This is a genomic window from Nocardioides sp. IC4_145 (genome assembly GCF_011250565.1).
In the GTDB taxonomy this organism is placed as follows: domain Bacteria; phylum Actinomycetota; class Actinomycetes; order Propionibacteriales; family Nocardioidaceae; genus Nocardioides.
The window spans coordinates 13,864-40,178 of record NZ_JAANMS010000044.1 but is presented as its reverse complement, the minus strand read 5'-3'; the positions used below and the strand labels follow the sequence as shown (position 1 = coordinate 40,178).

Below are 26,315 nucleotides of genomic sequence, written 5' to 3'. Positions count from 1 at the left end.
CCTTCCGAGTGGGTGGGGTGGCGGGCGTGCAGTGGTTCAGGTGCGGTCGCGCAAGGCGGCGTAGGCCTCGCGCACGTGCGGGGTGGGGTCGGCCTCGAAGGTCTCGGCGTCGGCGAGGGTCCAGGCCGGCAGCTCGCCGGTGAGGGCCCAGGCCGCCTGCCGGGCGGCGCCGAGCGCGACGTACTCCCCGGTCGGGGGCAGGACGACGGACTGGCCGAGGACGGCCGGGGCGAGCGCGCGGACGGCAGGCGAGCGGGTGGCGCCGCCGACCATGAGGATCCGGCGCGGCTGTCGGCCCATGGCGGCGACGAGGTGGTCGACGGCGTCGGCGAGCGAGCACAGCAGCGCATCGAAAGCGGCGCGGGCGAGGTCCTCGCGGGTGGTGCGCGGGGTCAGGCCGGCCCAGGTGCCGGTGGCCCCGGGCCGGTTGGGGGTGCGCTCGCCGCCGTAGTAGGGCAGGAGCGTGACTCCGCCGGCGCCGGGGGTCGACGCCAGCGCGAGGTCGGCGAGGCCGGCGTGGTCCACGCCGAGCCAGCGGGCCTGCAGGTCCAGGATCTGTGCGGCGTTGACGGTCGCGACGAGGGGGAGGAAGCCGTCGTGGGCGTCGGCGAACCCGGCCACCGCGCCGCTGCCGTCGGCCACGGGCACCGGGCTGACCGCGCAGGCCACACCGGACGTGCCGATCGAGATGAGCACGTCACCGGTCTCGAGGCCGAGACCGAGCGCAGCGGCCGCGTTGTCGCCCGTGCCGCCGGCCAGCACGGCGCCGGTGGTGGTCTCGCCCGCGGCCGTGCCGGGGGCGACGAGGCGGGGGAGCGCGAAGGGCCGGCCCAGCGCGGCCTCGGCGAGGTCGGGCCGCCAGGTGCCGGCGGGGGTGCCGAAGTAGCCGGTGCCGGAGGCGTCGCCGCGGTCGGTGAACGGCTCGGTGCCGGGCGCGGCGACGTGGGCGGAGAGGTAGTCGTGGGGGAGCAGCACGCGCGCGACGCGGCCCGCGTTTTCCGGCTCGGCGTCGCGCAGCCAGCGCAGCTTGGTCGAGGTGAACGACGCGACCAGCACGCTGCCGATCGCGTCGGCGCAGGCCTGCGGCCCCCCCAGCTCGGCGATGAGCTCGGTGGCGGCGGAGGCCGAGCGGGTGTCGTTCCACAACAGCGCGTCGCGGACCGGCTCCCCGGCCTCGTCGAGCGCGACCATGCCGTGCTGCTGGCCGCCGACCGCGACCGCCTCGGCCCGCTCGGCGCCACGGCCGTCGTCGAGGCCGGCCACCGCCTCGTCGTACGCCGTCAGCCAGGCGCGCGGGTCGACCTCCGTGCCGGGCGGGTGGGGCACCGACCGGCTGTCGACGACGGTGCCGTCGTCAGCGTCCACGAGCAGCGCCTTGGTGGACTGGGTCGAGGTGTCGACGCCGAGGACGAGGGTCACCCGGCTATTAAGTACGACACTCGAACTAAAGTCAACGGTCCGGTGTCACCGAGATGTCCGAGGTCCACCGGTACGTGCCGTCCGGGCGCAGCTCCGCCGAGGGCCAGCCCGGCTCGCCGGCGTGGTGCGGGCTGTCCGGGTGCAGCTGTGGCTCGATCGCGACGCCCGCGCCAGGGGCGTGGAAGCGGCCGCTGAACGCCCCGCCCGTGTAGACCTGCACGCCCGGCTGGTCGCTCGCCACGGTCAGCACGAGCCCGTGGCCGCGGAGCACGGCGACCTCGCGCAGCGGCCCGCCCGGCGCCCACTCGTCCTCGCCGGACCCGCAGCCGCGCACGACGAACGGGTGGTCGAGGTCGGCCGCCGGCCGCCTGCCGGCCCGCAGGTCGAACGGCGTGCCGGTCACGTCGGCCACCTCGCCGGTCGGCACGCCGTCGACCACCGGGAGGTAGGCGTCGGCGTGCAGGGTCAGCTCGTGACCGGCCAGGTCCTCCCCGCCGAGGCGGTAGTAGGCGTGGCTCGAGAGCGACACCACGGTCGGCGCGTCCGTCGTCGCGGCGTACGACGTGCGCAGCGTGCGGCCGCGCACCTCGAAGCGCGCCCGCACCGTCACCGTCCCCGGGAAGCCCTGGTCGCCGTCGGGGCTGACCAGCTCCAGCTCGGCGGCGGCCGGCCCGACCTCGACGACGGTCCATGTCCGGCGGTCGAACCCGTCCGGGCCGCCGTGGAGGGTGTGGCCGCCGTCGTTGGTCGCCAGGGCGTGCGTCGTGCCGTCGACGACCAGCTCACCGCGGGCGATGCGGTTGGCGTAGCGGCCGACCGTCGCGCCGAGGTAGGCGTCGTCGTCGAGGGCGTCGGCGACCCGCGGCAGGCCGAGCACGACGTCGCGCCAGGCGCCCTCGGCGTCGCGCACCCGCAGGCGGTGCACCCGCGCGCCGAGGGTCGCCAGCGTGAGGCGCAGGTCGTCGCTGCCCAGCTCCAGCAGCTGCTCGGTCGGTTCCTCGCGGTCGGTCACGACCGCCGAGGCTAGGCCTCAGGCGGGGTACTGCCCGCCGACGGGCCCGCGGAGTGCGCGGTAACCCGCGAAGCCGAGCGCGAGCATCGCGATGCCGAGACCGAGGTGCAGCCAGTTGTCGGCGTCGTTGAGCGGCACGAAGTTGGCGTCGCTGTGGTGGCCGACCGCCAGGCCGTAGCCCCAGAGCGCGAGGTAGACGAGCCCGCCGATGACGAGGTACGCCGCGGACGCGGTGGCCTTGCGTGCGACGGCGAGGCCGACGACGCCGAACAGCACGTGCACGAGGTTGTGCAGGACCGAGACCTGGAAGATGCCGAGCAGCTCGGCGCGGGACTCGTGGCCGGCGAAGGCCATCTCGTCGTAGTTCGTGGTGATCCCCGGGATGAAGCCGGCGATGCCGACGAGCAGGAACCCGGCCCCGACGACGAGGGCGGCGGTGCGGAGGAACGGCACGCCCGTGGGCGGCCCGGTCGGTCCGGTGTGGGTGGCGTCCATGGAGGGCTCCTGGGTGGATCAGGGGAAGGGACGCCTGGGGAGTACCCGGAGCCGGGCGGTGCGAGACGGCGTGTGGGGAAGCGCCGGGTGGGCACCGCGACGGTGACGGCACGACTGCTCCAGGAGGAGACGAGATGGCACAGCTGGTGCTGGGACTGTGGGTCCTGACCGCCTTCGGCGGCGCCTACATGTTCAGCTTCACCCTCGGTGCGGCCCGGTCACGGGCCGAGGCCGAGCCCGGACAGCTGGCCTCGAAGCTGCCCCCGTTGGCGCTGTTCGTGCACCCGCTGTTCGGCCTCGCGGGCCTCGGCCTGTGGATCGGCTACCTCGCCGCCGGCCAGCAGTCGCTGGCGTGGCTCACCCTCGCGGTGCTCATCGCCGGCGCAGGCATCGGCGACGTGCTGCTCGTCAAGACGCTCAAGGCTCGCAAGGACGCCGAGCCGACGGTCGAGGACCGCATCCCGACCGCCGCGATGGCGATGCACGGCATCTCCGCGGTCGCGCTCATCGGCGCCGTGCTGCTCGTCTGCCTGGGCGTGGACAGCCAGGCCGGCGACGACGACGCCGACTTCGGCAAGACCCTCGGCCCGCTGGTCCAGGTGCAGCGATGACCGCCGACGGGCTCGACGGGGTCTGGGAGGACTGGAAGCAGGCGGTCAACATGACCGCCTCCGAGCTCGAGACGTGGCTGGGGACCGACGAGTCCCAGGCCGTCGGCCAGAAGTCCGGCGGCAGCGGCGAGTCGACCGGCCACAGGTCCGGCAAGCGGATCGTCGAGATCCTGCGGACCAACAAGGGCGACCTCACCGACGACGACGTCGCCCACATGCGCAAGGTCGTCGGCTACGTCCACCGGCACCTCGCGCAGGGTCCGGACAAGGACGTCGAGCACAGCGACTGGCGCTACTCGCTCATGAACTGGGGCCACGACCCGACGAAGACGTGAGCTCGGCGAGCGCCGCCGCCACCGCGTCGATCCCGCGCTCGACCTCCGCGAAGCTCGTGCTCAGCGGCGACAGCCCGATCCGCAGCCCGGCCGGCGGGCGGAAGTCGGGCACGACGCCCTGCTGCCACAGGCGGGCGGTCACCTCGCGGAACGCCGGGTGCTCGAGCATCACGTGCGCCCCGCGCGCGGCCGGGTCCCGCGGGCTCGCCAGGCGGACGTCGTACGCCGCCAGCCGCTCGTCGGCCAGCGCGACGGCGTGCTCGGTCAGGGCCATGGCCTTGACGCGCACCGCCGGCATGCCGGCCTCCTCGAGCAGGTCGAGCATCGCCTGCAGCGGCTGCATCGCGAGCACCGGCGGGGTGCCGGTGAGGATCCGGCGGATGCCGGGCGCCGGCTCGTAGGACGGACCCATCGCGAACGGGTCGGCGTGGCCCATCCAGCCCCACAGCGGCTGCTGGACGTCCGGCAGCAGGTCGGCGCGCACGTAGGCGAAGGCGGGGGAGCCGGGGCCGCCGTTGAGGTACTTGTAGGTGCAGCCCACCGCGAGGTCCGCGCCCCAGGCGTCGAGCGCGACCTCGACCGAGCCGGCGGAGTGGCTGAGGTCCCACACGACCAGCGCGCCGGCGTCGTGGGCCAGGCGGGTGACGGCGGGGCCGTCGGCGACGTGGCCGGAGCGGAACGCGACGTGGCTGAGCAGCACGAAGGCCGTGTCCTCGCCGAGCACCGGCGCCAGGTCGTCGACGGTCACGCCGCCGTCCGGGTCCGCCTCGACCCAGCGGATCGTCAGGTCGCACTCGCCGGCGACGCCCTCGAGGAGGTAGCGGTCGGTGGGGAAGTTGTCGCGGTCCACGACCACCTCGCGGCGGTCCGGCCGGGCGGCGGCCGCGGCGCGCAGCAGCTTGTAGAGCAGCACGGAGGTCGAGTCGCCGACGACGACCTGGCCCGGCGCCGCGCCCAGCACGATCCGGCCCAGGCGGTCGCCCACCCGCGTCGGCTCGTCCATCCACGCCTCGTCCCAGCTGCGGATCAGTCGGTCGCCCCAGGCGCCCTCGACGAACGCCGTCAGCCGCTCCGCGACCGTCGCGACCGGCCGGCCCAGCGAGTTGCCGTCGAGGTAGGCGACCACGGCCGGGTCGTCGGCGCCGACGAAGCGCGAGCGGTACGCCGCCAGCGGGTCGCGCGCGTCCAGCTCGGCCGAGGTCGGCCGGCCCGTCCTCGCCGCGGTCACGCGCCCACCTCGCCGCGCACGGCGTACAGCTCGGGGAAGAAGGTCAGGTCGAGCGCCTTGCGCAGGAACCCGACGCCCGAGGAGCCGCCGGTGCCCCGCTGGAAACCGATCGTGCGCTGCACCGTGCGCAGGTGGCGGAAGCGCCACTCCTGCACGTTGTCCTCGAGGTCGACGAGGTCCTCGCACGCCTCGTAGAGCCCCCACGGCAGGTCGCGCTCCTCGTAGACGCGGCGAAAGACCGGGACGAGGTCCTCGCGGAACGCCCACGGCTCGCGGACGTCGCGCTCGAGCACGTCGGCCGGCACGTCGAGCCCGCGGCGGGCGAGCAGGCGCAGGAACGCGTCGTACAACGTCGGCTCCTCCAGGAGCGTGGTGAGCAGGGCGTGCGCCTCCGGCTCGGACTCGAAGACCTTGAGCATCGCCGCGGACTTGTTGCCCAGGACGAACTCGACCGCGCGGTACTGGTGGGACTGGAAGCCCGAGCTGCTGCCGAGCGCCCCGCGGAACTCGGCGTACTCCCGCGGGGTCAGCGTCGCCAGCACCGACCACTGCTGGATGAGCGTGCGCTGGATGGCCTTGACCCGGGCGAGGCACTTCAGCGCCGGCTCCAGCCGGTCGGCGTCCATCAGCGCGCGGGCCTCGCGGAGCTCGTGGAGGACCAGCTTGAGCCACAGCTCGGAGGTCTGGTGCTGGACGATGAAGAGCATCTCGTCGTGGTGCTCCGGGACGCTGCGCGGGTGCTGGGCGGAAAGCAGCCGCTCGAGGTCGAGGTAGCGGCCGTAGCTCATCGCGCCGTGGAAGTCGGTGCGGACGCCCTCCTCGAGGGGTCGCTCCGGGGTGCCGGTCATGCAGCGACCGTATCCCGGCTCGGGGCGGGTCACGGGCGCTCCCTGGTCGACGGCTCCCTCGGCGCAGCACGCCCCCAGGGTGCTGCGCGGCCTCCCCGGCGGGGAGCCGTCGACGCCGGTCCTTGTCCCCGTTCCGCCGGGTGGTTGAAACGTCCACCTCAGGCGGTCTGGACCGCGCCCGACCCTGAGCCCGCCACGGCGCCGGTCACAGTGCCGAGCACCGCGCAGCCGTCGACCTCGTCGTCGGTGACCACCTCGGCGGCGAGCCCCACGCCGCGGAGCAGGCCCGCCGACCGCGGGGCCTGGTGCCGCCCGGTCTCGACCAGGACGGTGGCGCCGCGCGACAGCCAGGGCCCGGCCTCCTCCGCGACCCGGCGCTGCACGGCGAGCCCGTCCTCCCCGCCGTCGAGCGCGACCCGGTGCTCGTGGTCGCGCGCCTCGGGCGGCAGCAGGGCGAGGTCGCCGCTGGGGACGTACGGCGCGTTGGCGACGAGCACGTCCACCCGGCCGCGCAGGTGGTGGGGGAGCGCCGCGAACAGGTCGCCCTCGTGGACCGTCCCGGGCGGCAGGTTGCTGCGCGCGCAGGCGACGGCCGCGGGGTCGACGTCGGCGGCGTGCACCTCGACGTCGGGCCGTGCCGCCCGCACGGCCGCGGCGACCGCGCCGGTGCCGCAGCACAGGTCGACGACGACCGCCCCGGGGCCGGCCGTGTCCGCCGCGCACACCGCCAGCCGCACCAGCAGCGTCGTGCGCCGTCGCGGGACGAAGACGCCCGGCGCGACCGCGATCCGCAGCCCCGCGAACTCCGCCCAGCCGAGCAGCTGCTCCAGCGGCGTGCCGGCGGCCCGGGCTCCGACGAGGCGCTCGAGGTGTGCCTCGTCGGCGGCCGCCTCGACCAGGAGCCGGGCCTCCTCCTCGGCGTACACGCAGCCCGCCGCACGCAGCCGGGCCACCATGTCCATGCCGTTCATCCTGCCGGGAGCGGGGGTAGAACGCGTTACAGTTTTGGCCGTGGCTACTCCCGACGTCTTCTCGCCCACCACCCTCGGGCCGGTGCGGCTGCGCAACCGCACGGTCAAGGCGGCGACGTTCGAGGGCCGCACGCCGCACGGGCATGTGACCGACGAGCTGATCGACTACCACCTCGCGCCGGTGCGCGGCGGGGTCGGCCTGACGACCGTCGCCTACCTCGCGGTCGCGCCGGAGGGGCGCACCCACCGCGAGGTCGTCGTCGTCGGCGAGGACACCCTGGCCGGGCTCACGCGCCTCGCCGACGCGGTCCACGCCGAGGGTGCGGCGATCGCCGGCCAGGTCGGCCACGCCGGCCCGGTCGCCAACGGCCGCTCGAACGGCGTCAAGGCGATCGCCGCCAGTGGGATGCCGAGCCCGCTGTCGATGCAGATGATCCGCTCGGCGACCGAGGCCGACCTGACCCGCGTGACCAAGGCGTACGTCGCCGCCGCCCGGCTGCTGGTGCGCGCCGGGTTCGACGTGCTCGAGCTGCACATGGCGCACAGCTACCTCATCTCCTCCTTCCTCGCGCCCGGGCTCAACCGCCGCAAGGACCGCTGGGGCGGCTCGCTGGAGAACCGCGCCCGGCTCGCCCGCCAGGTCGCCCGCGCCGTGCGCGAGGAGGTCGGCGGTGAGGTGGCCGTCACCGCCAAGCTCTCCTCCTCCGACGGCTTCAAGGGCGGCGTCACGACCGAGGCCGGCCTGGAGGTCGCGCGGCTGCTCGAGGCCGACGGCAACCTCGACGCGATGCAGCTCTCCGGCGGCAGCTCGCTGATGAACCCGATGTACCTCTTCCGCGGCGGGACCCCGGTCGCGGAGTTCGCCGCCGCCATGCCGCTGCCGGTCCGCCTCGGCATGCGCACGCCGGTCGGCCGCTCGTTCATGAAGTCCTACGACTTCACCGAGGGCTACTTCCGCGACAAGGCGCTGCAGTTCCGCGAGGCGCTCTCGCTGCCACTCATGTTCCTCGGCGGCGTCAACCGCCTCGAGACCATGCAGCAGGCGATGGCGGACGGCTTCGAGTTCGTCGCCATGGGCCGGGCGCTGCTCCGCGAGCCCGACCTGCTGAACCGGATGCAGGAGGGCCGTGCCCGCGAGGGCGTCTGCATCCACTGCAACCGCTGCATGCCCACCATCTACGCCGACGGCGGCACCCGCTGCCCCGTCGCCCTGGAGATCGCCGGCACCCCGGCCTCCGCCTGAGCCGGCCCCTGCTTGCCCCGGTTGGTCCCGCGCGCCGGCTGGACATGTAACGGACTGTCCGCTGCTCCGTAGGTGCGCTGCAACGTGCCTACACCGTCTGCAACTGTGCGTTACATGAGCCGCCGCGACCGACCCCTTCCGCAATTCTAGAACGTGTTCTAGGTTGTGCGCCATGTCACAGGTCATCCCGGAGAAGCCCCTGCGCGTGGTCGTCTGGTCGACCGGCACCATCGGTCGGCACGCGATCGCCGGCATCGACGCCCACCCCGACCTCGAGCTGGTGGGCGTGTGGGTGTCCAACCCGGCCAAGGACGGCAAGGACGCCGGCGAGCTGGCCGAGCTGGGCCGCGAGCTGGGCATCCCGGCCACCACCGACCGCGACGCGCTCATCGCGCTGGCGCCGGACGCGATCGTGCACACCGCGATGGCCGACGACCGGGTCTTCGAGTGCATCGAGGACCTCATCGGCTTCGTCGAGGCCGGGATCAACGTCACCAGCAGCGGGCCGGTCCTGCTGCAGTGGCCCGAGGGGATCCTGCCGCCGGAGTTCATCGACCGGATCGAGCAGGCCTGCCGCCGGGGCGGGGCGAGCCTGCACGTCAACGGCATCGACCCCGGCTTCGCCAACGACGTGCTGCCGCTGGTGATGACCAGCCTGTCGCAGCGCATCGACGAGGTGCGCGTGATGGAGGTGTGCGACTACTCGACGTACTACCAGCCGGTCGTCATGGGCGAGATGTTCGGCTTCGGCAAGCCGATGGACGAGCTCGGCATGCTGTGGCACCCCGGCATCCTGTCGATGGCGTGGGGCAGCGTCGTGCGCCAGATCGCCGCCGCGCTCGAGGTCACCCTCGACGAGCCGCTGACCGAGGAGGTCGACCGCCGGCCGGCCGCCCGCGACACGGCGTCGGTCTCTGGCGACATCGCCGCCGGCACGCTCGGCGCGGTGCGCTTCCAGGTCATCGGCAAGGTCGACGGGGTGCCGCGGGTCGTCCTCGAGCACGTCACCCGCACCGACGCCAGCGAGCACGACGACTGGGAGCGCCCGCCGGCCGGCACCGACGGTTGCTACCGCGTGCGGATCACCGGCGAGCCGATGATGCAGGTCGACTTCGTCCATTCCGGCGAGCACGGCGACCACAACGTCAGCGGCATGATCACCACCGCCCAGCGGATCGTGAACGCGCTGCCGGCCGTCGTCGCCGCCGAGCCCGGCATCGTCCGGGCGGTCGACCTCCCCCTGGTCACCGGTCGCGGCCTGGTCACCGGCACTCCGGGACAGGCGGGCCGATGAGCATCCTCGACCGGTTCACCACCACCGACCAGGTCGCGGTCGTCACCGGCGCCGGCCGCGGGATCGGCGCCGCCACGGCCGTCGCGCTGGCGGAGTCCGGCTCCGACGTCGTCGTCTCCGCGCGGACGGCCGGCCAGCTCGAGCAGGTCGCGGAGCGGATCCGTGCCGTCGGGCGCCGCGCCGTCGTCGTACCGGCCGACCTCAGCGACCTCGACGCGGTCGCCGGCCTCGCGCACGCGGCGTACGACGCCTTCGGCCGGCTCGACACGGTCGTGAACAACGTCGGCGGCACGATCCCGAACGCGTTCCTCGACACGACGCCGGACTACCTCGAGGAGGCGTTCCACTTCAACGTCACCACCGCGCACGCGCTGAGCGTCGCCGCGGTGCCGTTGATGCTGAAGTCCGAGCAGTCCGGCGCCGAGGGCCAGAAGTCGATCACCGTGATCAGCTCGATGATGGGACGCTCCGCGGGCCGCGGCTACCTGGCGTACGGCACCGCCAAGGCCGCCCTCGCGCACTGGGCGCGGCTCGCGGCGACCGACCTCGCGCCGTCGATCCGGGTCAACGGCATCTACGTCGGGTCGGTGATGACGAGCGCGCTGGAGTTCGTGGCCGGCGTGCCGGAGATGATGGACCAGCTCGAGACCAAGACCCCCCTCGGCCGCGTCGGCGAGGCCGAGGACATCGCGGCGGCCGTGGTCTACCTGAGCTCGCGCGCGGGGCAGTACGTCACCGGCAAGCTGCTCGAGGTCGACGGCGGCATCCAGGCGCCCAACCTGGACCTGGGACTGCCCGACGTGTCGGCGTGAGGTTGTCCGTAGGGTCGCCGCCGTGACCACCACGGGACCCGGTACCTCGACCGCCCACGCCGTCTCGCCCGACTCCGGCGAGCACTGGACCGCCGAGGGCGCCTGGCAGGTGTCCGAGGGGATCTTCCGGATCCCGCTGCCGCTGCCCATGGACGGGCTCAAGGCGATCAACGTCTACGTGCTGGTCGCCGACGACGGGCTGACCCTGGTCGACGGCGGCTGGGCGATCCCGCCGGCCCGCGAGCTGCTCGACCGGTCGCTGCGCGGCATCGGCGCCGGCTTCGGCGACATCCGGCGGTTCCTCGTCACCCACGTGCACCGTGACCACTACACCCTCGCCCGGGTCCTCGGCACCGAGCTCGGCGTCGACGTGGCGCTCGGCCTCGGCGACCGGCCCGCGCTGGAGCTGCTGCAGGACGCCGCGTCGATGACGGAGAACCCCTTCGCCGGCGCGCTGCGCACCGCCGGCGCCGCCGAGCTGGCGGCGGAGTGGAACAGCCCTGGGCAGGAAGGTGACGACGACCAGCTGCCCGACCCCACCCACTGGGCGTTCGCCGACACCTGGCTCGACGGCGACACCTCGCTGTCCGTCGGCGCCCGCACCGTCGACGCCGTGCACACCCCTGGCCACACCCCGGGCCACTACGTGTACGCCGAGCGCGACGCCGGCCTGCTCTTCGCCGGCGACCACGTGCTCCCGACGATCACCCCGTCGATCGGCTTCACCATGCCGATGGACGACCAGCCGCTCGGCGACTTCATGGCCTCGCTGACCAAGGTCCGCTCGCTGCCCGACCTGACGATCCTGCCCGCGCACGGCCCGGTCGCGCCGTCCTCGCACGCCCGCGTCGACGAGCTGCTCGCCCACCACGAGACCCGCCTCGCCGACTCGCTCGCCGCGTTGTCCTCCGGCCCGCTCACCGCCCACCAGGTCGCCGGGCACCTGGGCTGGACCCGCCACGAGCACCCCTACGACACCCTCGACGTCTTCAGCCGCGGCATGGCCGCCATGGAGACCAAGGCCCACCTCGAGCTGCTCGTCGCCCGGCGTCAGGCCACCCGGACCGACTCGCCCGACGGGGTCGTGTTCGCGGCGGTCTGAGGACGGCGCGCCAGCATCCCAAGTTCACTTGGGATGTGCGTGCTCTGCGGCCATCGCAATGGCAGGGAAGCGTCGGTTTCCCAGGTTGACTTGGGATGCTGATGACACCGGCAGCCCCACCAGCCCCAGGGGTCACACCGACAGGCGCATGGGGACGTGCGGGATGCCGTCCTCGACGAACTCCGGGCCGTCGACGACGAAGCCGAAGGTGGCGTACCAGCGGGCGAGGGGCGACTGGGCGTCGAGGACGACGTCACGGCCGCGGCAGACGGACAGGGCGGTGCGCATGACGACGTCGGCGAGGCCCTGCCCGCGGGCGGGGACGTCGAGGAGGACCCGCCCGATCCGCCACACGTCGCCGTCGTCGAGGACGCGGGCGTAGCCGAGGAGGGCCGAGCCGGTGCTGTCGTCGAGCAGCAGCACGTGGCGGGTGCCGTCCTCGACGTCGCGGCCGTCGAGGTCGGGGTAGGGGCACTCCTGCTCGACGACGAAGACCTGCTGCCGCAGCTGCGCGACGGCGTACACGGCGTGCGGGTCGAGCCGGTCGAAGGGGACGGCGATCGTGCGGACGGTCATCGCAGGAACGCCTCGGTACGCCGCCACGCGCGCCGCGCCTCGGGCACGAGCGGGAGCAGCGGGTAGACGTGGAGCAGCCCCGGCTCCTCCACGTAGGTCAGGTCCCACCCGGCCTCGGCGGCCCGCCGGGCCAGCAGCCGGGTGCCCGGCGTCAGCAGGTCACGGGTCCCCTGGAAGACCAGCGCGCGCGGCAGCCCGGCCAGGTCGCCGAGCGCCGGCGAGACCTCGGGGCGGGTGAGGTCGGCCTCCGAGCCGGCCCACCACGCGGCGTACGCCCGCAGCTTGCCGAGGAACAGCCACGGGTCGACGGCGTCGTACTCCTCGGTCTCCGGCGTGCTCGTCGACAGGTCGACCCACGGCGCGTGCAGCAGCAGCCGGTCGGGCTGCGGCAGCCCGCGGTCGCGCAGGGACAGGGCCAGCGCGAGGGCGAGCCCGCCACCGGCGGAGTCGCCGGCGAGCACGGCGCCACCGGGCGAGCGGGAGACCCAGGACGCGGTCAGGTCGACGAGCGCGTCGTGGGAGTCGCGCCAGGTGTGCTCGGGCGCCAGCGGGTAGTCCGGCAGCACGACCCGCACGCCGAGCCGGTCGGCCAGCCGCGCGACGTACCGCACGTGGAACGGGTCGATCCCCGCCGTGTAGCCCCCGCCGTGCACGTAGACCACGGTCCGCGAAGGGGTGGCGCCCCGCGCCGCCAGGACGTACGCCGGGAACGACCCGCCCGCAGCCGGGACCTCCTCGCGGCTCACCACGAAGCGGCGCTCGAACCGCGTCACGGCGTTGGTGGGCATCGGGTCGCCCGCCGTGGACCGGTGCCAGGCCTCGATCCGCGCGCGCTCGGCTGCCAGGGAGCCAGCACCAGCGGAGTCGAGGTCGCGCGACTTGCGCAGGCGGGGGAGGGCCCAGGCGAGCGCCTGGTGGGTCAGCGACGGCACGGGCGCAACTCTCACACGTCACCCGCAGCCGCATGTCACACGCAGCGGCCGGCCGGTGTCTCCAGGGCAGATCACGCACCAGCCGCCGACGAGGAGAGCACCATGCCCAGCACGTTCCGCATCCCCCGCGCCACCGCCAGCGGCCTCTACGCGAAGGTGATGGAGGCCTACGCCCGCCGCACCTACGGCCAGGTCCCCGACAACGCCTACGTCCTGTGGCACCACCGCAAGGCGTTGCGGGCGGTGTTGTCGTTCGAGTCGAAGGTGGCGCGGTTCGACGCGCTCGACCCGCACCTGAAGTCCTACGCGCTGCTGGCCAGCGCCGGCACGATCGGCTGCAGCTGGTGCCTGGACTTCGGCTACTTCCTCGCCCACGACGAGGGCCTCGACACCGCCAAGGTCCGTGAGGTGCCGCGCTGGCGGGAGTCGGCGGTCTTCACCGACCTCGAGCGTGACGTCATGGACTACGCCGAGGCGATGAGCGAGACCCCGCTGCGCGTCACCGACGACATGGTGGCCGGCCTCGTCGAGCGGCTCGGCGTGCCGGCCGTCGTCGAGCTGACGCAGATGGTAGCGCTGGAGAACATGCGCTCCCGGTTCAACTTCGCCGCCGGCCTCGAGAGCCAGGGGTTCTCCGACGTCTGCGAGCTCCCGCTCGCTACGGTCCGCCCGTGACGCACGACCAGCCCCACGCCGAGCCCCACGACGAGCCCCACGCCGCGGCCTTCGCGGCGTACCGCAACCTTCTCTTCACCGTCGCCTACGAGATGCTCGGCTCGGCCGCGGACGCCGAGGACGTCCTCCAGGACGCCTGGCTGCGCTGGGCCGAGGTCGACCTCGACGGGGTCCGCGACCCGCGCGCCTACCTCGTCCGCGTCGTCACCCGGCAGAGCCTCAACCGGCTGCGCACGCTCGCTCGCCGCAAGGAGTCCTACGTCGGGCCGTGGCTACCCGAGCCGCTGCTCACCGCGCCCGACGTCGCCGACGACGTCGAGCTGGCCGACAGCGTCTCGACGGCGATGCTGCTGGTGCTGGAGACGCTGACACCGACCGAGCGGGCGGTGTTCGTGCTGCGCGAGGTCTTCGACGTGCCGTACGACGAGATCGCGGCCGCCCTGGACAAGTCGCCGGCCGCGGTGCGCCAGGTCGCGCACCGGGCGCGCGGCCACGTCGAGGCGCGGCGGCCGCGGGTGGGCGTGAGCCGCGCCGAGCAGCGGGTCGTCGTCGACCGGTTCCTCGCCGCGGCGGCGACCGGCGACCTGGCCTCGCTGGTCGAGGCGCTCGCGCCGGACGTGGTGCTCACCAGCGACGGCGGCGGGCTGCGCTCGGCGGCGCTGCGGCCGATCCTCGGGCGCGACAAGGTGCTGCGCTTCCTGCTCGGCGTCATGCCGACCGAGGGCGACCTGGCGATGGACGCGGTCGAGGTCAACGGCGCGCCGGCGCTGCGCTTCGTCGTCGACGGGGTGCTCGACACGGTCGCCACGCTGCTCGTGGAGGAGGGGGTCGTGCGCGGCATCTACCTCGTGCGCAACCCGGACAAGCTGGCACGCCTCGGACACCCCGGCGAGCCCGTGGTGCTCGCACGCTAGGGTCGCCAGCACACGACAGGGGAGCACGCGCAGGCGTGCTGAGAGTGCAGAAGAGCTGCAGACCCTCGAACCTGCTCCGGTTAGCACCGGCGAAGGGAGTCACCATGAGATCCGTGCGCGCGCTCGCGTCCGTCCTGACGGCGGGGGTAGCCACCACCGCCCTCGCCTCCTGCTCGCTCGTCGGGGGAGGTGAGGAGGAGGAGAACGCGAACGGCTCGCCTGGCAAGGTCGTGCTGGTCACCCACGAGTCGTTCACGCTGCCCGAGGAGGTGCTGGACCGCTTCGCGGAGGAGTCCGGCTTCCGGCTCGAGGTCCGCAGCGCCGGTGACGCGGGTTCCCTGACCAACCGCCTGGTGCTGACCAAGGAACGGCCGATCGGCGACGTCGTGTTCGGCATCGACAACACCTTCGCCTCGCGGGCGCTCGACGAGGGCGTGCTCGCCGACACCGACGTCGAGCGGCCCGCCGGCGCAGCGGCGTACGACCTCGAGGCGAGCGACGACCTGGTCCCGGTCGACACCGGCCACGTGTGCGTCAACGTCGACGACACCTGGTTCGAGCGGGAGGGCGTCGAGCCGCCGCGGACGCTGGCGGACCTGACCGAGCCGGCCTACCGCGACCTCACCGTCGTCCCGGGCGCGACCACGAGCTCGCCGGGCCTGGCGTTCCTGCTCGCCACGATCGCCGAGGAGGGCGAGGAGTGGCCGGCCTACTGGGAGCGGCTGCTCGGCAACGGCGTGAAGCTCGTCGACGGCTGGTCGGACGCCTACCAGGTCGACTTCACCCAGGGCGGCGGCCAGGGCGACCGGCCGATCGTCGTCTCCTACGACTCCTCGCCGGCCTTCACCCTCGACGGCGACGGCGGCACCACCACCAGCGCGCTGCTCGACACCTGCGTGCGCCAGGTGGAGTACGCCGGGCTGCTGGAGGGCGCCGCGAACCCCGACGGCGGCACGGCGCTGCTGGAGTTCCTGATGGGCCCCGAGGTCCAGGAGGCGCTGCCGGACTCGATGTACGTCTTCCCGGTCCGCGACGACGTCGAGCTGCCCGCCGACTGGGCCCGGTTCGCCGAGCAGCCGGAGACGGCGTACGACGTGGACCCGGCGGAGATCGCCGAGAACCGCGACGACTGGCTCCGCGAGTGGAGCGACGTCACGTCCCGATGAGGCGCACGCTCGCCCTGCTCGGCCTGGCCCTCGGGCCGGTGCTGGTGCTCGGCGTGTTCTTCGTGCTGCCCGTGGCGGGGATGGTCGCCCGCGGCTTCTGGCCGGACGGCGCCTTCGACCCCGGCGGGGTGCTCGAGGTGCTCACCCGCCCGCGGACCGGGTGGGTCGTGTGGTTCACGCTCTGGTCCTCGGCGGTGGCGACCGTGGTCTCGGTGCTGCTGGGGCTCCCGGCGGCGTACGCCCTGCACCGCCTGGACCTCCCGCTGCGCCGGGTCGTGCGCGCGGCGCTGCTGGTGCCGTTCGTGCTCCCGACCGTCGTGGTGGGCGTCGCCTTCCGGCAGCTGCTCGGCGAGGCTGGACCGCTCGGCGGTCTCGGCCTCGACGGCACGCCGGTCGCGATCGTCGCGGGCCTGGCGTTCTTCAACGTCGCGGTCGTGATCCGCAGCGTCGGCGCCGCCTGGGAGGGGCTCGACCCGCGCCCCGCCGAGGCGGCCGCCGCGCTCGGGGCGTCGCCGGCGCAAGTGCTGCGCACCGTCACGCTGCCCGCGCTGCGGCCGGCGATCGTGTCGGCCGCGAGCGTGGTGTTCCTGTTCTGCGCGACGTCGTTCGGGGTCGTCCTGACCCTCGGCGGGCTGCGCTACGCCTCGGTCGAGACCGAGATCTACCTGCTCACCACCAACCTGCTCGACCTCCAGGCAGCCGCCGCGCTCTCCGTGGTCCAGCTGGTCGCGATCACCGCGCTGCTCGCGCTCGCCGCCCGGCTGCGGACCGTGCCGGACCCGGCCGTCGCCCGGCGGACCGCCCGGCCCCGCGCCGTACGCCGCTCCGACTGGCCGCAGGTCGCCGCGACGCTGGCGCTGCTCGCGCTGGTCGCCGCGCCGATCGCCACGCTGGTGGTCGGCTCGCTGCGGGTCGGGGACGAGTGGAGCCTGGGCAACTACCGCGCCCTCCAGACCACCGGTGAGGGGGCGCTGCTCGTGCCGGTGACCGAGGCGCTGGCGACCTCGCTGCGCACGGCCGTCGACGCCACCTGGATGGCGCTGCTGCTCGGCCTCGTCGTCGCCGTCGTCGTCACGCGGCGGTCCCGGACGCCGGGGGAGCGGCGGGTCCGGTCGGTGCTCGACGGGTTCTTCATGCTCCCGCTCGGGGTCTCGGCGGTCACGCTGGGCTTCGGCTTCCTCATCACCCTCGACCGGCCTCCGCTGGACCTGCGTGACTCCGCGCTGCTCGTGCCGGTCGCCCAGGCACTGGTGGCCCTGCCGCTGGTGGTCCGCACCATCGTGCCGGTCCTCGGCGGCATCGACGACCGGCAGCGCCAGGCGGCGGCCTCGCTCGGCGCCGGGTCGCTGCGCACGCTGGCCACCGTGGACCTGCCGGTGGTCTGGCGGCCGCTGCTCGCCGCGGCCGGCTTCGCGTTCGCCGCCTCGCTCGGGGAGTTCGGCGCGACCGCGTTCCTCGCCCGGGAGGACCGGGCCACCGTCCCGGTCGTCATCTTCCGGCTCATCGGCAGCCCGGGCGCGATGGGCTACGGCATGGCGCTGGCCGCCTCCGTCGTCCTCGCCGCCACCACCGCCGTCGTCATGCTCGCGGTCGAGCGGCTGCGCGTCCCCTCCCTCGGAGCGTTCTAGAAGTGCTGTCCCTCACCGATGTCTCGGTCGCCTACGACGGCGTGCACGCCGTCCGCGACGTCACCCTCGACCTGCCCGACGGCCAGGTCCTCGCCGTCCTCGGCCCGTCCGGCTGCGGCAAGTCCACGCTGCTGCGCGCGGTCGCCGGGCTCGAGCCGGCCGGCGGGACGATCGCCTGGGACGGCGTCGACGTCGGCCGCACGCCCACCCACAGGCGCGGCTTCGCGCTGATGTTCCAGGACGGCCAGCTGTTCGGGCACCTCTCGGTCGCCCGCAACGTCGGCTACGCCCTGCGGCTGCGCCGGGCCCCCGACACGGCCCGCCGCGTCGAGGAGCTGCTCGCGCTCGTCGGCCTCGAGGGGTACGCCGACCGGCTGCCCGCCACGCTGTCGGGCGGCGAGCGGCAGCGGGTCGCGCTGGCCCGGGCGCTCGCGGTGCAGCCGCGGCTGCTGCTGCTCGACGAGCCGCTCTCCGCCCTCGACGCCGGCCTGCGCGAGCGGCTGGCCGTCGACCTGCGGCGGATCCTGCGCGAGGCCGGCACGACGGCGCTGATGGTCACCCACGACCACGAGGAGGCGTTCACCGTGGCCGACCGGCTCGCGGTGATGCGCGGCGGCCGGGTCGTCCAGCACGGGGCGATCGACGAGGTGTGGCGGGCGCCGGCCGACCGCGACACCGCGCTGTTCCTCGGCTACGCCCGCGTGCTGGAGGGGGCCGCCGCCGAGCTGGTCCTCGGCCGACCCGCCCCGGCCGTCGCCGTACGCCGCTCGGCGCTCGTGCTCGACGAGGCCGGCCGCCTCGCCGGGACCGTCCGGGCGGCCCGCGCCACCCCGACCCAGGTGCGCCTGGTGGTCGACGTCGCCGGGCTCGGCGAGGTCGACGCCGTGGCGCCGCTCGACCGCCGGCCGGCCCTGGGGGCCGACGTGCGGCTCGCCGTGGACCGCTCCCGACTGGCAGTGCTGGGAGTGATCGAGGCCGGCGCGCCCTGAACCCACCGCGTGCCGGTGCAGCGACGTACCTAGACTGACCCCCGTGTACCGCCGCGCCTACGCCCTGCTTGTCGCGACCGCGTTGGTGATCGGTGCGTGGGCGGTCGTCACGGCCGTCCTCATCGACCGGCCGCTGATCGACCCCGAGGGCAGCTTCCTCGGCCCGTCGTGGCTGCGCCTGCCGCTGCTGTGCATCGGCGCGCTGGCGCTCGACCTGGTGCCGCGGGCGCTGTGGCTCTCCCGCGGCCGGGTCAAGGAGATGCCTGACATCGTCCGCGACCGGCTGCGGTCGCACTGGAACCGCGAGCGCGTGCTCCTGGTGATGCTCGGCATCGTCTGCTTCTACGTCATCTACGTCTGCTACCGGAACCTCAAGTCGTTCCTGCCCCTCGTCAGCGGCCGGATGTACGACCGCGAGCTGCACCTGGTCGACCGGATCCTGTTCTTCGGCCACGAGCCGGCCGGGATCATCCACGACGTCCTCGGCCGCACGGTCGTCGCGCACGTGCTGTCGACCTTCTACCTCCTCTTCATCCCGATGGTCGCGATCCTCGTGACCGTCTGGCTGGTGTGGTCGCGCAACCTCTCCTTCGGCTGGTGGTTCGTCACCTCGCAGGGCCTGGCGTGGACCCTCGGGACGATCTCCTACTACGCGCTGCCGACACTCGGCCCGGGCCTGGAGTACCCGCACCTCTACGACCTCGCCCACACCGGCACGACCGACCTGATGAACTCCCTGGTCAACGCGCGGCAGAACGTCCTGTGGAGCGACGGCCAGGCCCAGACCGTCGCCGGCTTCGCCAGCCTGCACACCGCGATCTCGCTGCTGTGGGCGTTGATGGTGCAGTACACCGTCCAGTCCCGCGTGCTGCGCATCCTGTTCTGGGTCAACTTCGGGCTCACCGTCGTCGCGACGCTCTACTTCGGCTGGCACTACGTCGCCGACGACGTCGCCGGCATCTTCATCGCGCTGTTCTCCTTCTACGTCGCCGGCATCGCCACGGGCCAGAAGTTCGACCGGCACGGGCTGGCCTCGCACCCGACGACGACCACCTCCGCCGTCCCGGTCGAGCGCGTCCGGGACTGAGCGGCGGGCGGGCCAGGGCGCTCCAGACCGGCGCCGTGACCCGGCTCCCATCCGGGTTGGCCGCACCGACCCGCGGGTAACGAGGGGGTCATGGCGACCGACACCGTGCCCCCGTCCTCGGCCGAGGACGTCCCCGCCGAGCCCGGGGGCACCCCGCAGACCGACACCGACGCGCAGGTCGAGTCCAAGTCCGGCTACCGCCGGCCCGAGGTCGACGTCCCGGCGCTGACCCGGCTCCTCGACGGCAAGTACGCCGAGGTCCGCAACCTCGTGCGCACCAACCTGGCGGACTACTCCTCGATCCTCGAGGACGCCGAGACCATGTCGATGGCCGACTTCCGCGAGCGGGTCAAGGAGGTCGTCGTCGAGATGGCCGCCACCGGCCAGACCGGCATGGGCTTCCCCGAGGAGTACGGCGGCGGCGGCGACATCGGCGCGTCGATCGCGGCGTTCGAGACGCTGGCCTACGGCGACCTGTCGGTGCTGGTCAAGGTCGGCGTGCAGTTCGGCCTGTTCGGCGGCGCGATCCTCCAGCTCGGCAGCAAGCACCACCACGACGCCTACCTGCCGGACCTCATCACCGGCAAGCTGATGGGCTGCTTCGCGATGACCGAGTCCGGCCACGGCTCGAACGTCCAGGCGCTCGGCACCGTCGCGACCTACGACGTCGCCACCCAGGAGTTCGTCGTCACCACGACGACCGAGGCGGCGCGCAAGGACTACATCGGCAACGCGGCCGCCCACGCCCGCCTCGGCGTCGTCTTCGCGCAGCTCGAGGTCGCCGGCGAGCGGCACGGCGTGCACGCTTTCGTGGTGCCGCTGCGCGACGAGGACGGCGCCGTGCTCGACGGCGTACGCATCGAGGACGACGGCCGCAAGATGGGCCTCAACGGCGTCGACAACGGCCGGATCTGGTTCGACCACGTGCGGATCCCGCGGGAGAACCTGCTCAACCGGTTCGCCGACGTAACGTCGGCCGGCGTCTACGAGAGCGACATCGAGAACCCCAACCGGCGCTTCTTCACCATGCTCGGCACCCTCATCCAGGGCCGGGTCTGCGTCGGCGGCGCCGGCATCAACGCCTCGAAGGTCGCGCTGACGCTGGCGGTGAAGTACGCCAACAGGCGCCGCCAGTTCGAGGCCACCAGCGAGGACACCGAGGAGCTGCTCCTCGACTACGGCATGCACCAGCGGCGGCTGCTGCCGCTGCTCGCGCGGACCTACGCGCTGCACTTCGCGCAGGAGGAGCTCGCCTCGCAGCTGCACGACGTGCTGTCAGGTGTGGTCGAGGACGAGCACACCCAGCGCGAGCTCGAGGCGCGCGCCGCCGGCACCAAGGCGCTCGGCACCTGGCACGCGACGCGCACCATCCAGGAGTGCCGCGAGGCGTGCGGCGGGGCCGGCTACCTCTCGGTCAACCGGTTCGACGCGCTCAAGGCCGACACCGACGTGTTCACGACCTTCGAGGGCGACAACACCGTCCTGCTGCAGCTGGTGGCCAAGGGCCTGCTCACCGACTACGCCAGCGAGTTCAGCGACATGGACCAGCTCGGCATGGTCCGGTTCGTCACCGGCCTGGCCGTCGAGACCGTCATCGAGCGGACGGCGGTCAACAAGCTGCTCGAGCGGATCCGCGACGTGCTGCCCGGCGGCGACGAGTGGGACCAGGAGGCCGGCCTGCTCGACCCCGACTACCAGCTGGCGATGCTCCGCTTCCGCGAGGAGCACATCGTCTCCGGCGTCGCCCGGCGCCTCAAGCGCGGCATCGACCGCGGGATGAACCCCGGCGAGGTGTTCTCCCGGGTCCAGGACCACGTCATCGCCGCCGGTCGCGCGCACGTCGAGCGGCTGGTGCTCGAGGCGTTCGTCGCCAAGACCGCCGCGCTGCCCGACCGCGACCAGAAGGTCGCGCTCAACCTGCTGTGCGACCTCTTCGCGCTCAGCACGATCGAGGCCGACCGCGCCTGGTTCATGGAGCACGGCCGGCTCTCGGTCGCCCGGTCCAAGGCGATCAGCCGCGAGATCGGCAGCCTGTGCCGCAAGATCCGCCCGCTCGCGGAGGAGCTCGTCGACGCCTTCGCCGTCCCGCGGGAGATGCTCCGCTCGCCCGACCTGCTGGACTGGCCGCCGGCCTGACCCGGACGTGCGACGAGCGCCCGGCCCCCTCGCGGGGGACCGGGCGCTCGTCGTACGTCGTGCGGTGCTGCCGGCTGCTGAGCCGGGAGGGCTCAGTGGCCGCCCTGCTCCTTGGCCCGGGCGAAGGAGGCGTGGACCTCGGCCTCGGCCTCCGCACGGCCCACCCACTCGGCGCCCTCGACGGACTTGCCGGGCTCGAGGTCCTTGTAGACCTCGAAGAAGTGCTGGATCTCGAGGCGGTCGAACTTCGAGACGTGGCTGATGTCGCGCAGGTGCTCCAGGCGCGGGTCGGTCGACGGGACGCAGAGGACCTTGTCGTCGCCGCCGGCCTCGTCGGTCATGCGGAACATGCCGATCGCGCGGCACTTGATCAGGCAGCCCGGGAAGGTCGGCTCCTGGAGGATGACCAGCGCGTCGAGCGGGTCGCCGTCCATGCCGAGGGTGTCCTCGATGTAGCCGTAGTCGGCCGGATACTGCGTCGAGGTGAACAGGGTCCGGTCCAGGCGGAGACGCCCGGACTCGTGGTCGACCTCGTACTTGTTGCGCTGACCCTTGGGGATCTCGACCAGGACGTCGAACTCGAGCACGTGTTTCCTCCGCTGGCTCCGGGGGCGTTCAGGACGGCCCGGGACGGGCCAGGGGCACAGTGTCCCGCAGAATGGGCGCCAACGCTCATCCGGAGGGAGGAATCGTGGCGCGACGTGACGCACGCCACGGTCATCGGCGTGCGCGCCTCCTCCCGCTGCTGCTGCTCCTCGTGCTCGCGGTGGCCGCCGCGGCGACCTGGCGGTACGACGTCCTCGACCGCTGGCTGGAACCCGGCCGGCCCGCGGACCCGGCCGCCGTCGCGCCGCCGCCGGAGCTCGACCTGCCGGCGGTCGCCGCCGCGCCCGTCGTCGCCGAGGAGGCGGTCGGCCCGGGGCCGGTCGCCGCGGCGGCCGTGCGGCGCGCGATCCGCCCCCACCTGGCCGACGAGGACCTCGGCCGCCACGTGCTCGCCGCGGTCGGCCCGCTCGACGGCGCCGGCGTGCTGGCGCGCTCCGGCTCGGGTGCCCCGCTCGCGATCCCGGCGTCGACCACGAAGATCGTCACCTCCGTGGCCGCCCTGCTCGCGATGGACCCGGCCACGCGGTTCACGACGCGGGTCGTCGACGCCGGCCCGCGCGGGATCGTGCTCGTCGGCGGGGGCGACCCGTTCCTGGCGAGCGAGCCGGCGGGTCCCAACGACGGGCCGGTCTGGCCGGAGCGGGCCGACGTCACGACCCTCGCCCGGGCGACCGCCGACGCGCTGGTCGGCGAGGGGCGCACCCGCGTGCGGGTCGGCTACGACACCTCGCTGTTCAGCGGCCCGGAGGTGAGCCCGCGGTGGCGGGCCGACTACGTCCCCGACGGGGTCGTCTCGCCGATCACCGCGCTCTGGGTCGACCAGGGTCGCCCCGCCCAGGGGTTCGGCCGGGTCGAGGACCCCGCGCTCACCGCGGCGACCGTCTTCGCCGGTGTGCTGGCCCGCCGCGGGGTCGAGGTGGTCGGCGTCCCCCGCGAGCAGGCCGCGCCCGCCGGAGCGGCCGAGCTGGCCTCGGTGAGCAGCGCGCCCCTGTCCCAGGTCGTCGAGCAGGTGCTCGTGGTGAGCGACAACGAGGCCGCCGAGGTGCTGCTGCGCCACGTGGGGCTGGCCACCGGAGGCAGCGGCTCCTTCGCGGCCGGCCGGCGCGGCGTCGTACGACTGGTGGGGGAGGCGGGCGTCGACCTCGGGCGCAGCGTCTTCTGGGACGGCAGCGGGCTGTCGCGGGAGAACCGGGTCGAGCCGGCCGCGCTCCTCGACCTGCTGCGGCTCGCCGCCTCCGACGAGCGGCCCGAGCTGCGGCCGGTGCTGACCGGGCTGCCGGTGGCGGGGTTCACCGGGTCGCTGACCGACCGGTTCGACACCGGGGCGGCCGAGGGCCGTGGCCGGGTGCGCGCCAAGACCGGCACGCTCACCGGCGTCACCTCGCTGGCCGGGATCGCGACCGACCGCGAGGGCCGGACGATGGTCTTCGCGATGCTCGCCGACCGGGTCCGCGTCGAGGACACCCTGGAGGCCCGCGACGCCATGGACGCGGCCGCCGCGGCGCTCGGCGCTTGCCGCTGCGGATAGTTTCGGCGTCATGAGCGAGCGCGTCGAGGCCATGATCGACTGGGACCTCGCGGTCTCGCTGGGGTCCCGGATCGCCGGTGAGGGACCGGAGGTCACCCGCGACCAGGCCGCGGCCACGGTCGCGGAGCTGCGGGCGGACGCCGACCGCTCGACCGGCCTGGTGCGGGAGTTCACCGGGCTCGTGGCGCAGGAGCGCACCGCGCCCGTGCTCGTCGTGGACCGGGCCGGCTGGGTCCAGGCCAACGCCGACGGCTTCAAGACCGTGCTCGCCCCCGTCGTCGACCAGCTGACCGGCAAGAAGGCACCCGGTCCGCTCGCGACGGCGGTCGGCTCGAAGGTCACCGGCGCCGAGGTCGGAGGGCTCCTCGGCTTCCTCGCCGGCAAGGTGCTGGGCCAGTTCGACCCGTTCCACGACCCGCACGGCCGGCTGCTGCTCGTCGCGCCGAACATCGTCCACGTCGAGCGCGAGCTCGGCGCCGACCCCACCGACTTCCGGCTGTGGGTGTGCCTGCACGAGGAGACCCACCGCGTGCAGTTCACCGCGGTGCCGTGGATGCGCGACCACCTGTTCGCGCAGATCGAGGCGCTCGCCGCGACGATGCAGCCCGACGCGCTGCTCGACGACGGCCTCAAGCGGGCCCTGGAGTCGCTGCGGCAGGGTGTCGGCGGCGGCAGCCTGCTCGACGTCGTCGGGTCGCCGGAGCAGAAGGAGATCCTCGACCGCGTCACCGCCGTCATGTCGCTGCTCGAGGGCCACGCCGACGTGGTCATGGACGGCGTCGGACCCACCGTCATCCCGAGCGTCGCGAAGATCCGCGCCAGCTTCGACGAGCGCCGCAAGGGCGTCGGCACCCTCGACCGGATCCTCCGCCGCCTGCTCGGCCTCGACGCGAAGATGGCGCAGTACCGCGACGGCGCCCGCTTCGTCCGCGGCGTCGTCGACAAGGTCGGCATGGCCGAGTTCAACGCCGTCTGGGAGCGCCCCGAGAACCTCCCCACCCGCGACGAGGTCGCCGATCCCGAGCTGTGGGTCTCGCGGGTCCTGTGAGCCGCTGATGTCGCTCCACCCCGCGGTCGCGGCAGTACGCCGCGGCGTCCGGGCCGCCCTCGCGCCGCTCCCGCCCGGCGTACCCGTCGTCGTCGCGTGCTCCGGCGGAGCCGACTCCCTCGCCCTGCTTACCGCCACCGTCTTCGAGGGCCGCAAGGCCGGCCTCCGCGTCGTCGGCGCGGTCGTCGACCACGGCCTCCAGGACGGCTCGGCCGACCACACCGCCCGGGTCGTCGACCAGATGGCCGACCTCGGCGCCGACGAGACGCTGTCGGCCCGCGTGCAGGTCGACCCCGCCGGGCTCGGCGTCGAGGCGGCGGCCCGGCGGGCGAGGTACGCCGTGCTCGAGCAGGTCGCCGCCCACTTCGCCACCAGCGACGGCCCGGCCACCGTCCCTGCCACGGTCCTGCTCGGCCACACCCGCGACGACCAGGCGGAGACCGTCCTGCTCGGGCTGGCCCGTGGCTCCGGCGGCCGCTCGCTCGCCGGCATGCGCCGAGCCTTCGGCCCGTTCGTGCGACCGCTGCTCGACGTCACCCGCGACGACACCGTCACCGCCTGCCAGGTCGAGGGCATCGCGTTCTGGGACGACCCCCACAACGCCGACCCCGGCTACGCCCGCGTCCGCGTCCGCGTCACCGTCCTGCCGGTGCTGGAGGAGCAGCTCGGCCCCGGCGTCGCCGCCACCCTCGCCCGCACCGCCGACCAGGTCCGCCACGACGTCGACCACCTCGACGACCTCGCCGAGGCCCGCCACGCCGCCCTCGCCGATCTCGTCGCTGACGCCCCCGACGGCTCGCTCCCCGTCGACGCCCTCCTCGAGGACCACCCGGCCATCCGCCACCGCGTCCTCCGCCTGGCCGCCCTCGCCGCCGGCGCCCCCGCCTCCGAGCTCTTCTCCGAGCACGTCCTCGCCGTCGACGCCCTCCTCACCGACTGGCACGGCCAGAAGTGGGTCGACCTCCCCGGCCACCTCCGCGCCCGCCGCGTGGACGGCCGCGTCGTCGTCGCCCGCGCCTGACCCGGGACGAACGTCCGCGGGGGCGTCGGAATACCCTGCTCGCATGGACGCTGCTGACGTGTCGGACGACCTGCTCCACGTGCTCTACACCGAGGCCCAGATCCAGGACCGGATCAAGGAGATGGCCGCCGACATCGAGCGCGACTACGAGGGCAAGGAGCTGCTGATCGTCGGCATCCTGCGCGGCGCGGTGATGGTGATGGCCGACATGGCCCGCAGCTTCCACCGCCACGTGGAGATGGACTGGATGGCGGTCTCGTCGTACGGCTCGGGCACCAAGTCCAGCGGCGTGGTGCGCATCCTCAAGGACCTCGACACCGACATCAGCGGCCGGCACGTGGTCATCGTCGACGAGATCATCGACACCGGCCTGACCCTGTCGTGGCTGACGTCGAACCTCAGCAGCCGCAACCCCGCCAGCGTCGAGATCGCGACGCTGCTGCGCAAGCCGGAGGCGCTGCAGATGCCGGTCGACGTGAAGTACGTCGGGTGGGACATCCCCAACGAGTTCGTCGTCGGCTACGGCCTGGACTACCGCGAGCGCTACCGCAACCTGCGCGACATCGGCACCCTCGCGCCGCACGTCTACTCCTGACGGCCGACGTCGGACGGCGCGGCCGAGCCGAGCACTTGCCACGG

26 protein-coding genes and 1 riboswitch are annotated in these 26,315 nt (G+C 73.9%); of the genes, 17 read left to right on the top strand and 9 right to left on the bottom strand.

Features of this window, described 5'->3' with window-relative positions; all coding sequences use genetic code 11:
* Positions 1-36 precede the first annotated feature (36 nt).
* The 3 genes from xylB to G6553_RS16785 are packed head-to-tail and all read right to left on the bottom strand — an operon-like array spanning position 37 to position 2,926.
* Complete coding sequence (gene xylB, locus G6553_RS16795) at positions 37-1,419, bottom strand: xylulokinase (RefSeq protein WP_166195575.1); 1,383 nt, start codon at positions 1,417-1,419, stop codon at positions 37-39.
* 31 nt (positions 1,420-1,450) lie between these two features.
* The gene (locus G6553_RS16790) at positions 1,451-2,431 is read right to left on the bottom strand and encodes an aldose epimerase family protein (RefSeq protein ID WP_166195572.1); all 981 of its coding nucleotides are present in this window, start codon (positions 2,429-2,431) and stop codon (positions 1,451-1,453) included.
* Positions 2,432-2,449: 18 nt separating this feature from the next.
* Positions 2,450-2,926 carry a DUF4383 domain-containing protein gene (locus G6553_RS16785; RefSeq protein ID WP_166195569.1) on the bottom strand — a complete coding sequence of 159 codons (477 nt, stop codon included), beginning with the start codon at positions 2,924-2,926 and terminating at the stop codon, positions 2,450-2,452.
* Between the two features lie 134 nt (positions 2,927-3,060).
* Between G6553_RS16785 and G6553_RS16780 the strand changes: the two genes are divergently transcribed.
* Together G6553_RS16780 and G6553_RS16775 are read left to right on the top strand one after the other, a co-directional pair.
* Positions 3,061-3,537 (top strand): hypothetical protein, encoded by a 477-nt coding sequence (locus tag G6553_RS16780; protein WP_166195566.1) that lies wholly within the window; start codon positions 3,061-3,063, stop codon positions 3,535-3,537.
* On the top strand, positions 3,534-3,872 hold the full coding sequence (locus tag G6553_RS16775) for a DUF3140 domain-containing protein (protein WP_166195563.1): 339 nt from the start codon (positions 3,534-3,536) through the stop codon (positions 3,870-3,872). The genes G6553_RS16780 and G6553_RS16775 overlap by 4 nt, the downstream gene beginning before the upstream one ends.
* Here G6553_RS16775 and G6553_RS16770 read toward each other — a convergent pair.
* From G6553_RS16770 to G6553_RS16760, 3 genes are all read right to left on the bottom strand, one after another.
* A complete protein-coding gene (locus G6553_RS16770) occupies positions 3,838-5,100 on the bottom strand; it encodes an aminotransferase class V-fold PLP-dependent enzyme (protein WP_166195561.1) in 1,263 nt (420 codons plus the stop codon). The genes G6553_RS16775 and G6553_RS16770 overlap by 35 nt on opposite strands.
* Positions 5,097-5,948 (bottom strand): tryptophan 2,3-dioxygenase, encoded by an 852-nt coding sequence (gene kynA, locus G6553_RS16765; protein WP_166195558.1) that lies wholly within the window; start codon positions 5,946-5,948, stop codon positions 5,097-5,099. Before kynA ends, G6553_RS16770 begins: the two co-directional genes overlap by 4 nt.
* Before the next feature lie 158 nt (positions 5,949-6,106).
* Positions 6,107-6,910, bottom strand: coding sequence for a putative protein N(5)-glutamine methyltransferase (locus tag G6553_RS16760; protein ID WP_242680578.1), 804 nt, complete (start codon positions 6,908-6,910; stop codon positions 6,107-6,109).
* Between the two features lie 49 nt (positions 6,911-6,959).
* Here G6553_RS16760 and G6553_RS16755 point away from each other — a divergent pair, with 49 nt between their 5' ends.
* The 4 genes from G6553_RS16755 (at position 6,960) to G6553_RS16740 (ending at position 11,370) form a co-directional block, all read left to right on the top strand.
* The gene (locus G6553_RS16755; RefSeq protein ID WP_347565775.1) at positions 6,960-8,162 is read left to right on the top strand and encodes an NADH:flavin oxidoreductase; all 1,203 of its coding nucleotides are present in this window, start codon (positions 6,960-6,962) and stop codon (positions 8,160-8,162) included.
* A 172-nt stretch (positions 8,163-8,334) separates the two neighbouring features.
* Positions 8,335-9,456, top strand: coding sequence for a diacylglycerol kinase (locus G6553_RS16750; protein ID WP_166195555.1), 1,122 nt, complete (start codon positions 8,335-8,337; stop codon positions 9,454-9,456).
* Complete coding sequence (locus G6553_RS16745) at positions 9,453-10,268, top strand: SDR family oxidoreductase (RefSeq protein WP_166195552.1); 816 nt, start codon at positions 9,453-9,455, stop codon at positions 10,266-10,268. The genes G6553_RS16750 and G6553_RS16745 overlap by 4 nt, the downstream gene beginning before the upstream one ends.
* A gap of 22 nt (positions 10,269-10,290) precedes the next feature.
* Positions 10,291-11,370, top strand: a complete 1,080-nt coding sequence (locus tag G6553_RS16740; protein ID WP_166195549.1) for an MBL fold metallo-hydrolase — start codon at positions 10,291-10,293, stop codon at positions 11,368-11,370.
* Between the two features lie 132 nt (positions 11,371-11,502).
* Here G6553_RS16740 and G6553_RS16735 read toward each other — a convergent pair whose 3' ends face one another.
* Together G6553_RS16735 and G6553_RS16730 are read right to left on the bottom strand one after the other, a co-directional pair.
* Positions 11,503-11,946 carry a GNAT family N-acetyltransferase gene (locus tag G6553_RS16735; protein ID WP_166195546.1) on the bottom strand — a complete coding sequence of 148 codons (444 nt, stop codon included), beginning with the start codon at positions 11,944-11,946 and terminating at the stop codon, positions 11,503-11,505.
* Positions 11,943-12,878 carry an alpha/beta hydrolase gene (locus G6553_RS16730; RefSeq protein WP_166195543.1) on the bottom strand — a complete coding sequence of 312 codons (936 nt, stop codon included), beginning with the start codon at positions 12,876-12,878 and terminating at the stop codon, positions 11,943-11,945. The genes G6553_RS16735 and G6553_RS16730 overlap by 4 nt, the downstream gene beginning before the upstream one ends.
* Positions 12,879-12,980: 102 nt before the next feature.
* Between G6553_RS16730 and G6553_RS16725 the strand changes: the two genes are divergently transcribed.
* The 7 genes from G6553_RS16725 (at position 12,981) to G6553_RS16695 (ending at position 21,473) form a co-directional block, all read left to right on the top strand.
* On the top strand, positions 12,981-13,553 hold the full coding sequence (locus G6553_RS16725; protein ID WP_166195540.1) for a carboxymuconolactone decarboxylase family protein: 573 nt from the start codon (positions 12,981-12,983) through the stop codon (positions 13,551-13,553).
* Positions 13,550-14,467, top strand: coding sequence for an RNA polymerase sigma-70 factor (locus tag G6553_RS16720; RefSeq protein WP_166195538.1), 918 nt, complete (start codon positions 13,550-13,552; stop codon positions 14,465-14,467). The genes G6553_RS16725 and G6553_RS16720 overlap by 4 nt, the downstream gene beginning before the upstream one ends.
* A gap of 7 nt (positions 14,468-14,474) precedes the next feature.
* Positions 14,475-14,582: riboswitch (TPP riboswitch) on the top strand.
* Positions 14,572-15,633, top strand: a complete 1,062-nt coding sequence (locus tag G6553_RS16715; protein WP_166195535.1) for a thiamine ABC transporter substrate-binding protein — start codon at positions 14,572-14,574, stop codon at positions 15,631-15,633. Its footprint overlaps the riboswitch before it by 11 nt.
* Complete coding sequence (locus tag G6553_RS16710) at positions 15,630-17,261, top strand: ABC transporter permease subunit (RefSeq protein WP_166195532.1); 1,632 nt, start codon at positions 15,630-15,632, stop codon at positions 17,259-17,261. Before G6553_RS16715 ends, G6553_RS16710 begins: the two co-directional genes overlap by 4 nt.
* Positions 17,262-17,263: 2 nt before the next feature.
* The gene (locus G6553_RS16705) at positions 17,264-18,250 is read left to right on the top strand and encodes an ABC transporter ATP-binding protein (RefSeq protein WP_166195529.1); all 987 of its coding nucleotides are present in this window, start codon (positions 17,264-17,266) and stop codon (positions 18,248-18,250) included.
* 43 nt (positions 18,251-18,293) lie between these two features.
* The gene (locus G6553_RS16700; protein ID WP_347565774.1) at positions 18,294-19,337 is read left to right on the top strand and encodes a phosphatase PAP2 family protein; all 1,044 of its coding nucleotides are present in this window, start codon (positions 18,294-18,296) and stop codon (positions 19,335-19,337) included.
* A gap of 90 nt (positions 19,338-19,427) precedes the next feature.
* Complete coding sequence (locus tag G6553_RS16695) at positions 19,428-21,473, top strand: acyl-CoA dehydrogenase (RefSeq protein WP_166195526.1); 2,046 nt, start codon at positions 19,428-19,430, stop codon at positions 21,471-21,473.
* Positions 21,474-21,565: 92 nt separating this feature from the next.
* On the opposite strand, the gene G6553_RS16690 is transcribed toward G6553_RS16695, so the two are convergent.
* Positions 21,566-22,060, bottom strand: a complete 495-nt coding sequence (locus G6553_RS16690) for an inorganic diphosphatase (RefSeq protein ID WP_166195523.1) — start codon at positions 22,058-22,060, stop codon at positions 21,566-21,568.
* 104 nt (positions 22,061-22,164) lie between these two features.
* Between G6553_RS16690 and dacB the strand changes: the two genes are divergently transcribed.
* Genes dacB through hpt form a run of 4 tightly spaced genes read left to right on the top strand, consistent with a single transcriptional unit; the run spans position 22,165 to position 26,271 of the window.
* The gene (dacB, locus tag G6553_RS16685; protein WP_166195520.1) at positions 22,165-23,607 is read left to right on the top strand and encodes a D-alanyl-D-alanine carboxypeptidase/D-alanyl-D-alanine-endopeptidase; all 1,443 of its coding nucleotides are present in this window, start codon (positions 22,165-22,167) and stop codon (positions 23,605-23,607) included.
* Between the two features lie 10 nt (positions 23,608-23,617).
* On the top strand, positions 23,618-24,655 hold the full coding sequence (locus G6553_RS16680) for a zinc-dependent metalloprotease (protein ID WP_242680576.1): 1,038 nt from the start codon (positions 23,618-23,620) through the stop codon (positions 24,653-24,655).
* A 7-nt stretch (positions 24,656-24,662) separates the two neighbouring features.
* Positions 24,663-25,676 (top strand): tRNA lysidine(34) synthetase TilS, encoded by a 1,014-nt coding sequence (tilS, locus tag G6553_RS16675; RefSeq protein ID WP_166195517.1) that lies wholly within the window; start codon positions 24,663-24,665, stop codon positions 25,674-25,676.
* Positions 25,677-25,719: 43 nt separating this feature from the next.
* Positions 25,720-26,271 carry a hypoxanthine phosphoribosyltransferase gene (hpt, locus tag G6553_RS16670; protein ID WP_166195514.1) on the top strand — a complete coding sequence of 184 codons (552 nt, stop codon included), beginning with the start codon at positions 25,720-25,722 and terminating at the stop codon, positions 26,269-26,271.
* The last annotated feature ends 44 nt before the right edge of the window (positions 26,272-26,315 follow it).

What these genes read in the sequence shown, in the direction of transcription:
- G6553_RS16785 (WP_166195569.1), bottom strand. Translation starts at nt 2,926, where the DNA reads ATGGACGCCACCCACACCGGACCGACCGGGCCGCCCACGGGCGTGCCG.
- G6553_RS16780 (WP_166195566.1), top strand. Translation starts at nt 3,061, where the DNA reads ATGGCACAGCTGGTGCTGGGACTGTGGGTCCTGACCGCCTTCGGCGGC.
- G6553_RS16775 (WP_166195563.1), top strand. Translation starts at nt 3,534, where the DNA reads ATGACCGCCGACGGGCTCGACGGGGTCTGGGAGGACTGGAAGCAGGCG.
- kynA (WP_166195558.1), bottom strand. Translation starts at nt 5,948, where the DNA reads ATGACCGGCACCCCGGAGCGACCCCTCGAGGAGGGCGTCCGCACCGAC.
- G6553_RS16760 (WP_242680578.1), bottom strand. Translation starts at nt 6,910, where the DNA reads ATGGACATGGTGGCCCGGCTGCGTGCGGCGGGCTGCGTGTACGCCGAG.
- G6553_RS16750 (WP_166195555.1), top strand. Translation starts at nt 8,335, where the DNA reads ATGTCACAGGTCATCCCGGAGAAGCCCCTGCGCGTGGTCGTCTGGTCG.
- G6553_RS16745 (WP_166195552.1), top strand. Translation starts at nt 9,453, where the DNA reads ATGAGCATCCTCGACCGGTTCACCACCACCGACCAGGTCGCGGTCGTC.
- G6553_RS16735 (WP_166195546.1), bottom strand. Translation starts at nt 11,946, where the DNA reads ATGACCGTCCGCACGATCGCCGTCCCCTTCGACCGGCTCGACCCGCAC.
- G6553_RS16725 (WP_166195540.1), top strand. Translation starts at nt 12,981, where the DNA reads ATGCCCAGCACGTTCCGCATCCCCCGCGCCACCGCCAGCGGCCTCTAC.
- G6553_RS16715 (WP_166195535.1), top strand. Translation starts at nt 14,572, where the DNA reads ATGAGATCCGTGCGCGCGCTCGCGTCCGTCCTGACGGCGGGGGTAGCC.
- G6553_RS16710 (WP_166195532.1), top strand. Translation starts at nt 15,630, where the DNA reads ATGAGGCGCACGCTCGCCCTGCTCGGCCTGGCCCTCGGGCCGGTGCTG.
- G6553_RS16695 (WP_166195526.1), top strand. Translation starts at nt 19,428, where the DNA reads ATGGCGACCGACACCGTGCCCCCGTCCTCGGCCGAGGACGTCCCCGCC.
- G6553_RS16680 (WP_242680576.1), top strand. Translation starts at nt 23,618, where the DNA reads ATGAGCGAGCGCGTCGAGGCCATGATCGACTGGGACCTCGCGGTCTCG.
- tilS (WP_166195517.1), top strand. Translation starts at nt 24,663, where the DNA reads ATGTCGCTCCACCCCGCGGTCGCGGCAGTACGCCGCGGCGTCCGGGCC.
- hpt (WP_166195514.1), top strand. Translation starts at nt 25,720, where the DNA reads ATGGACGCTGCTGACGTGTCGGACGACCTGCTCCACGTGCTCTACACC.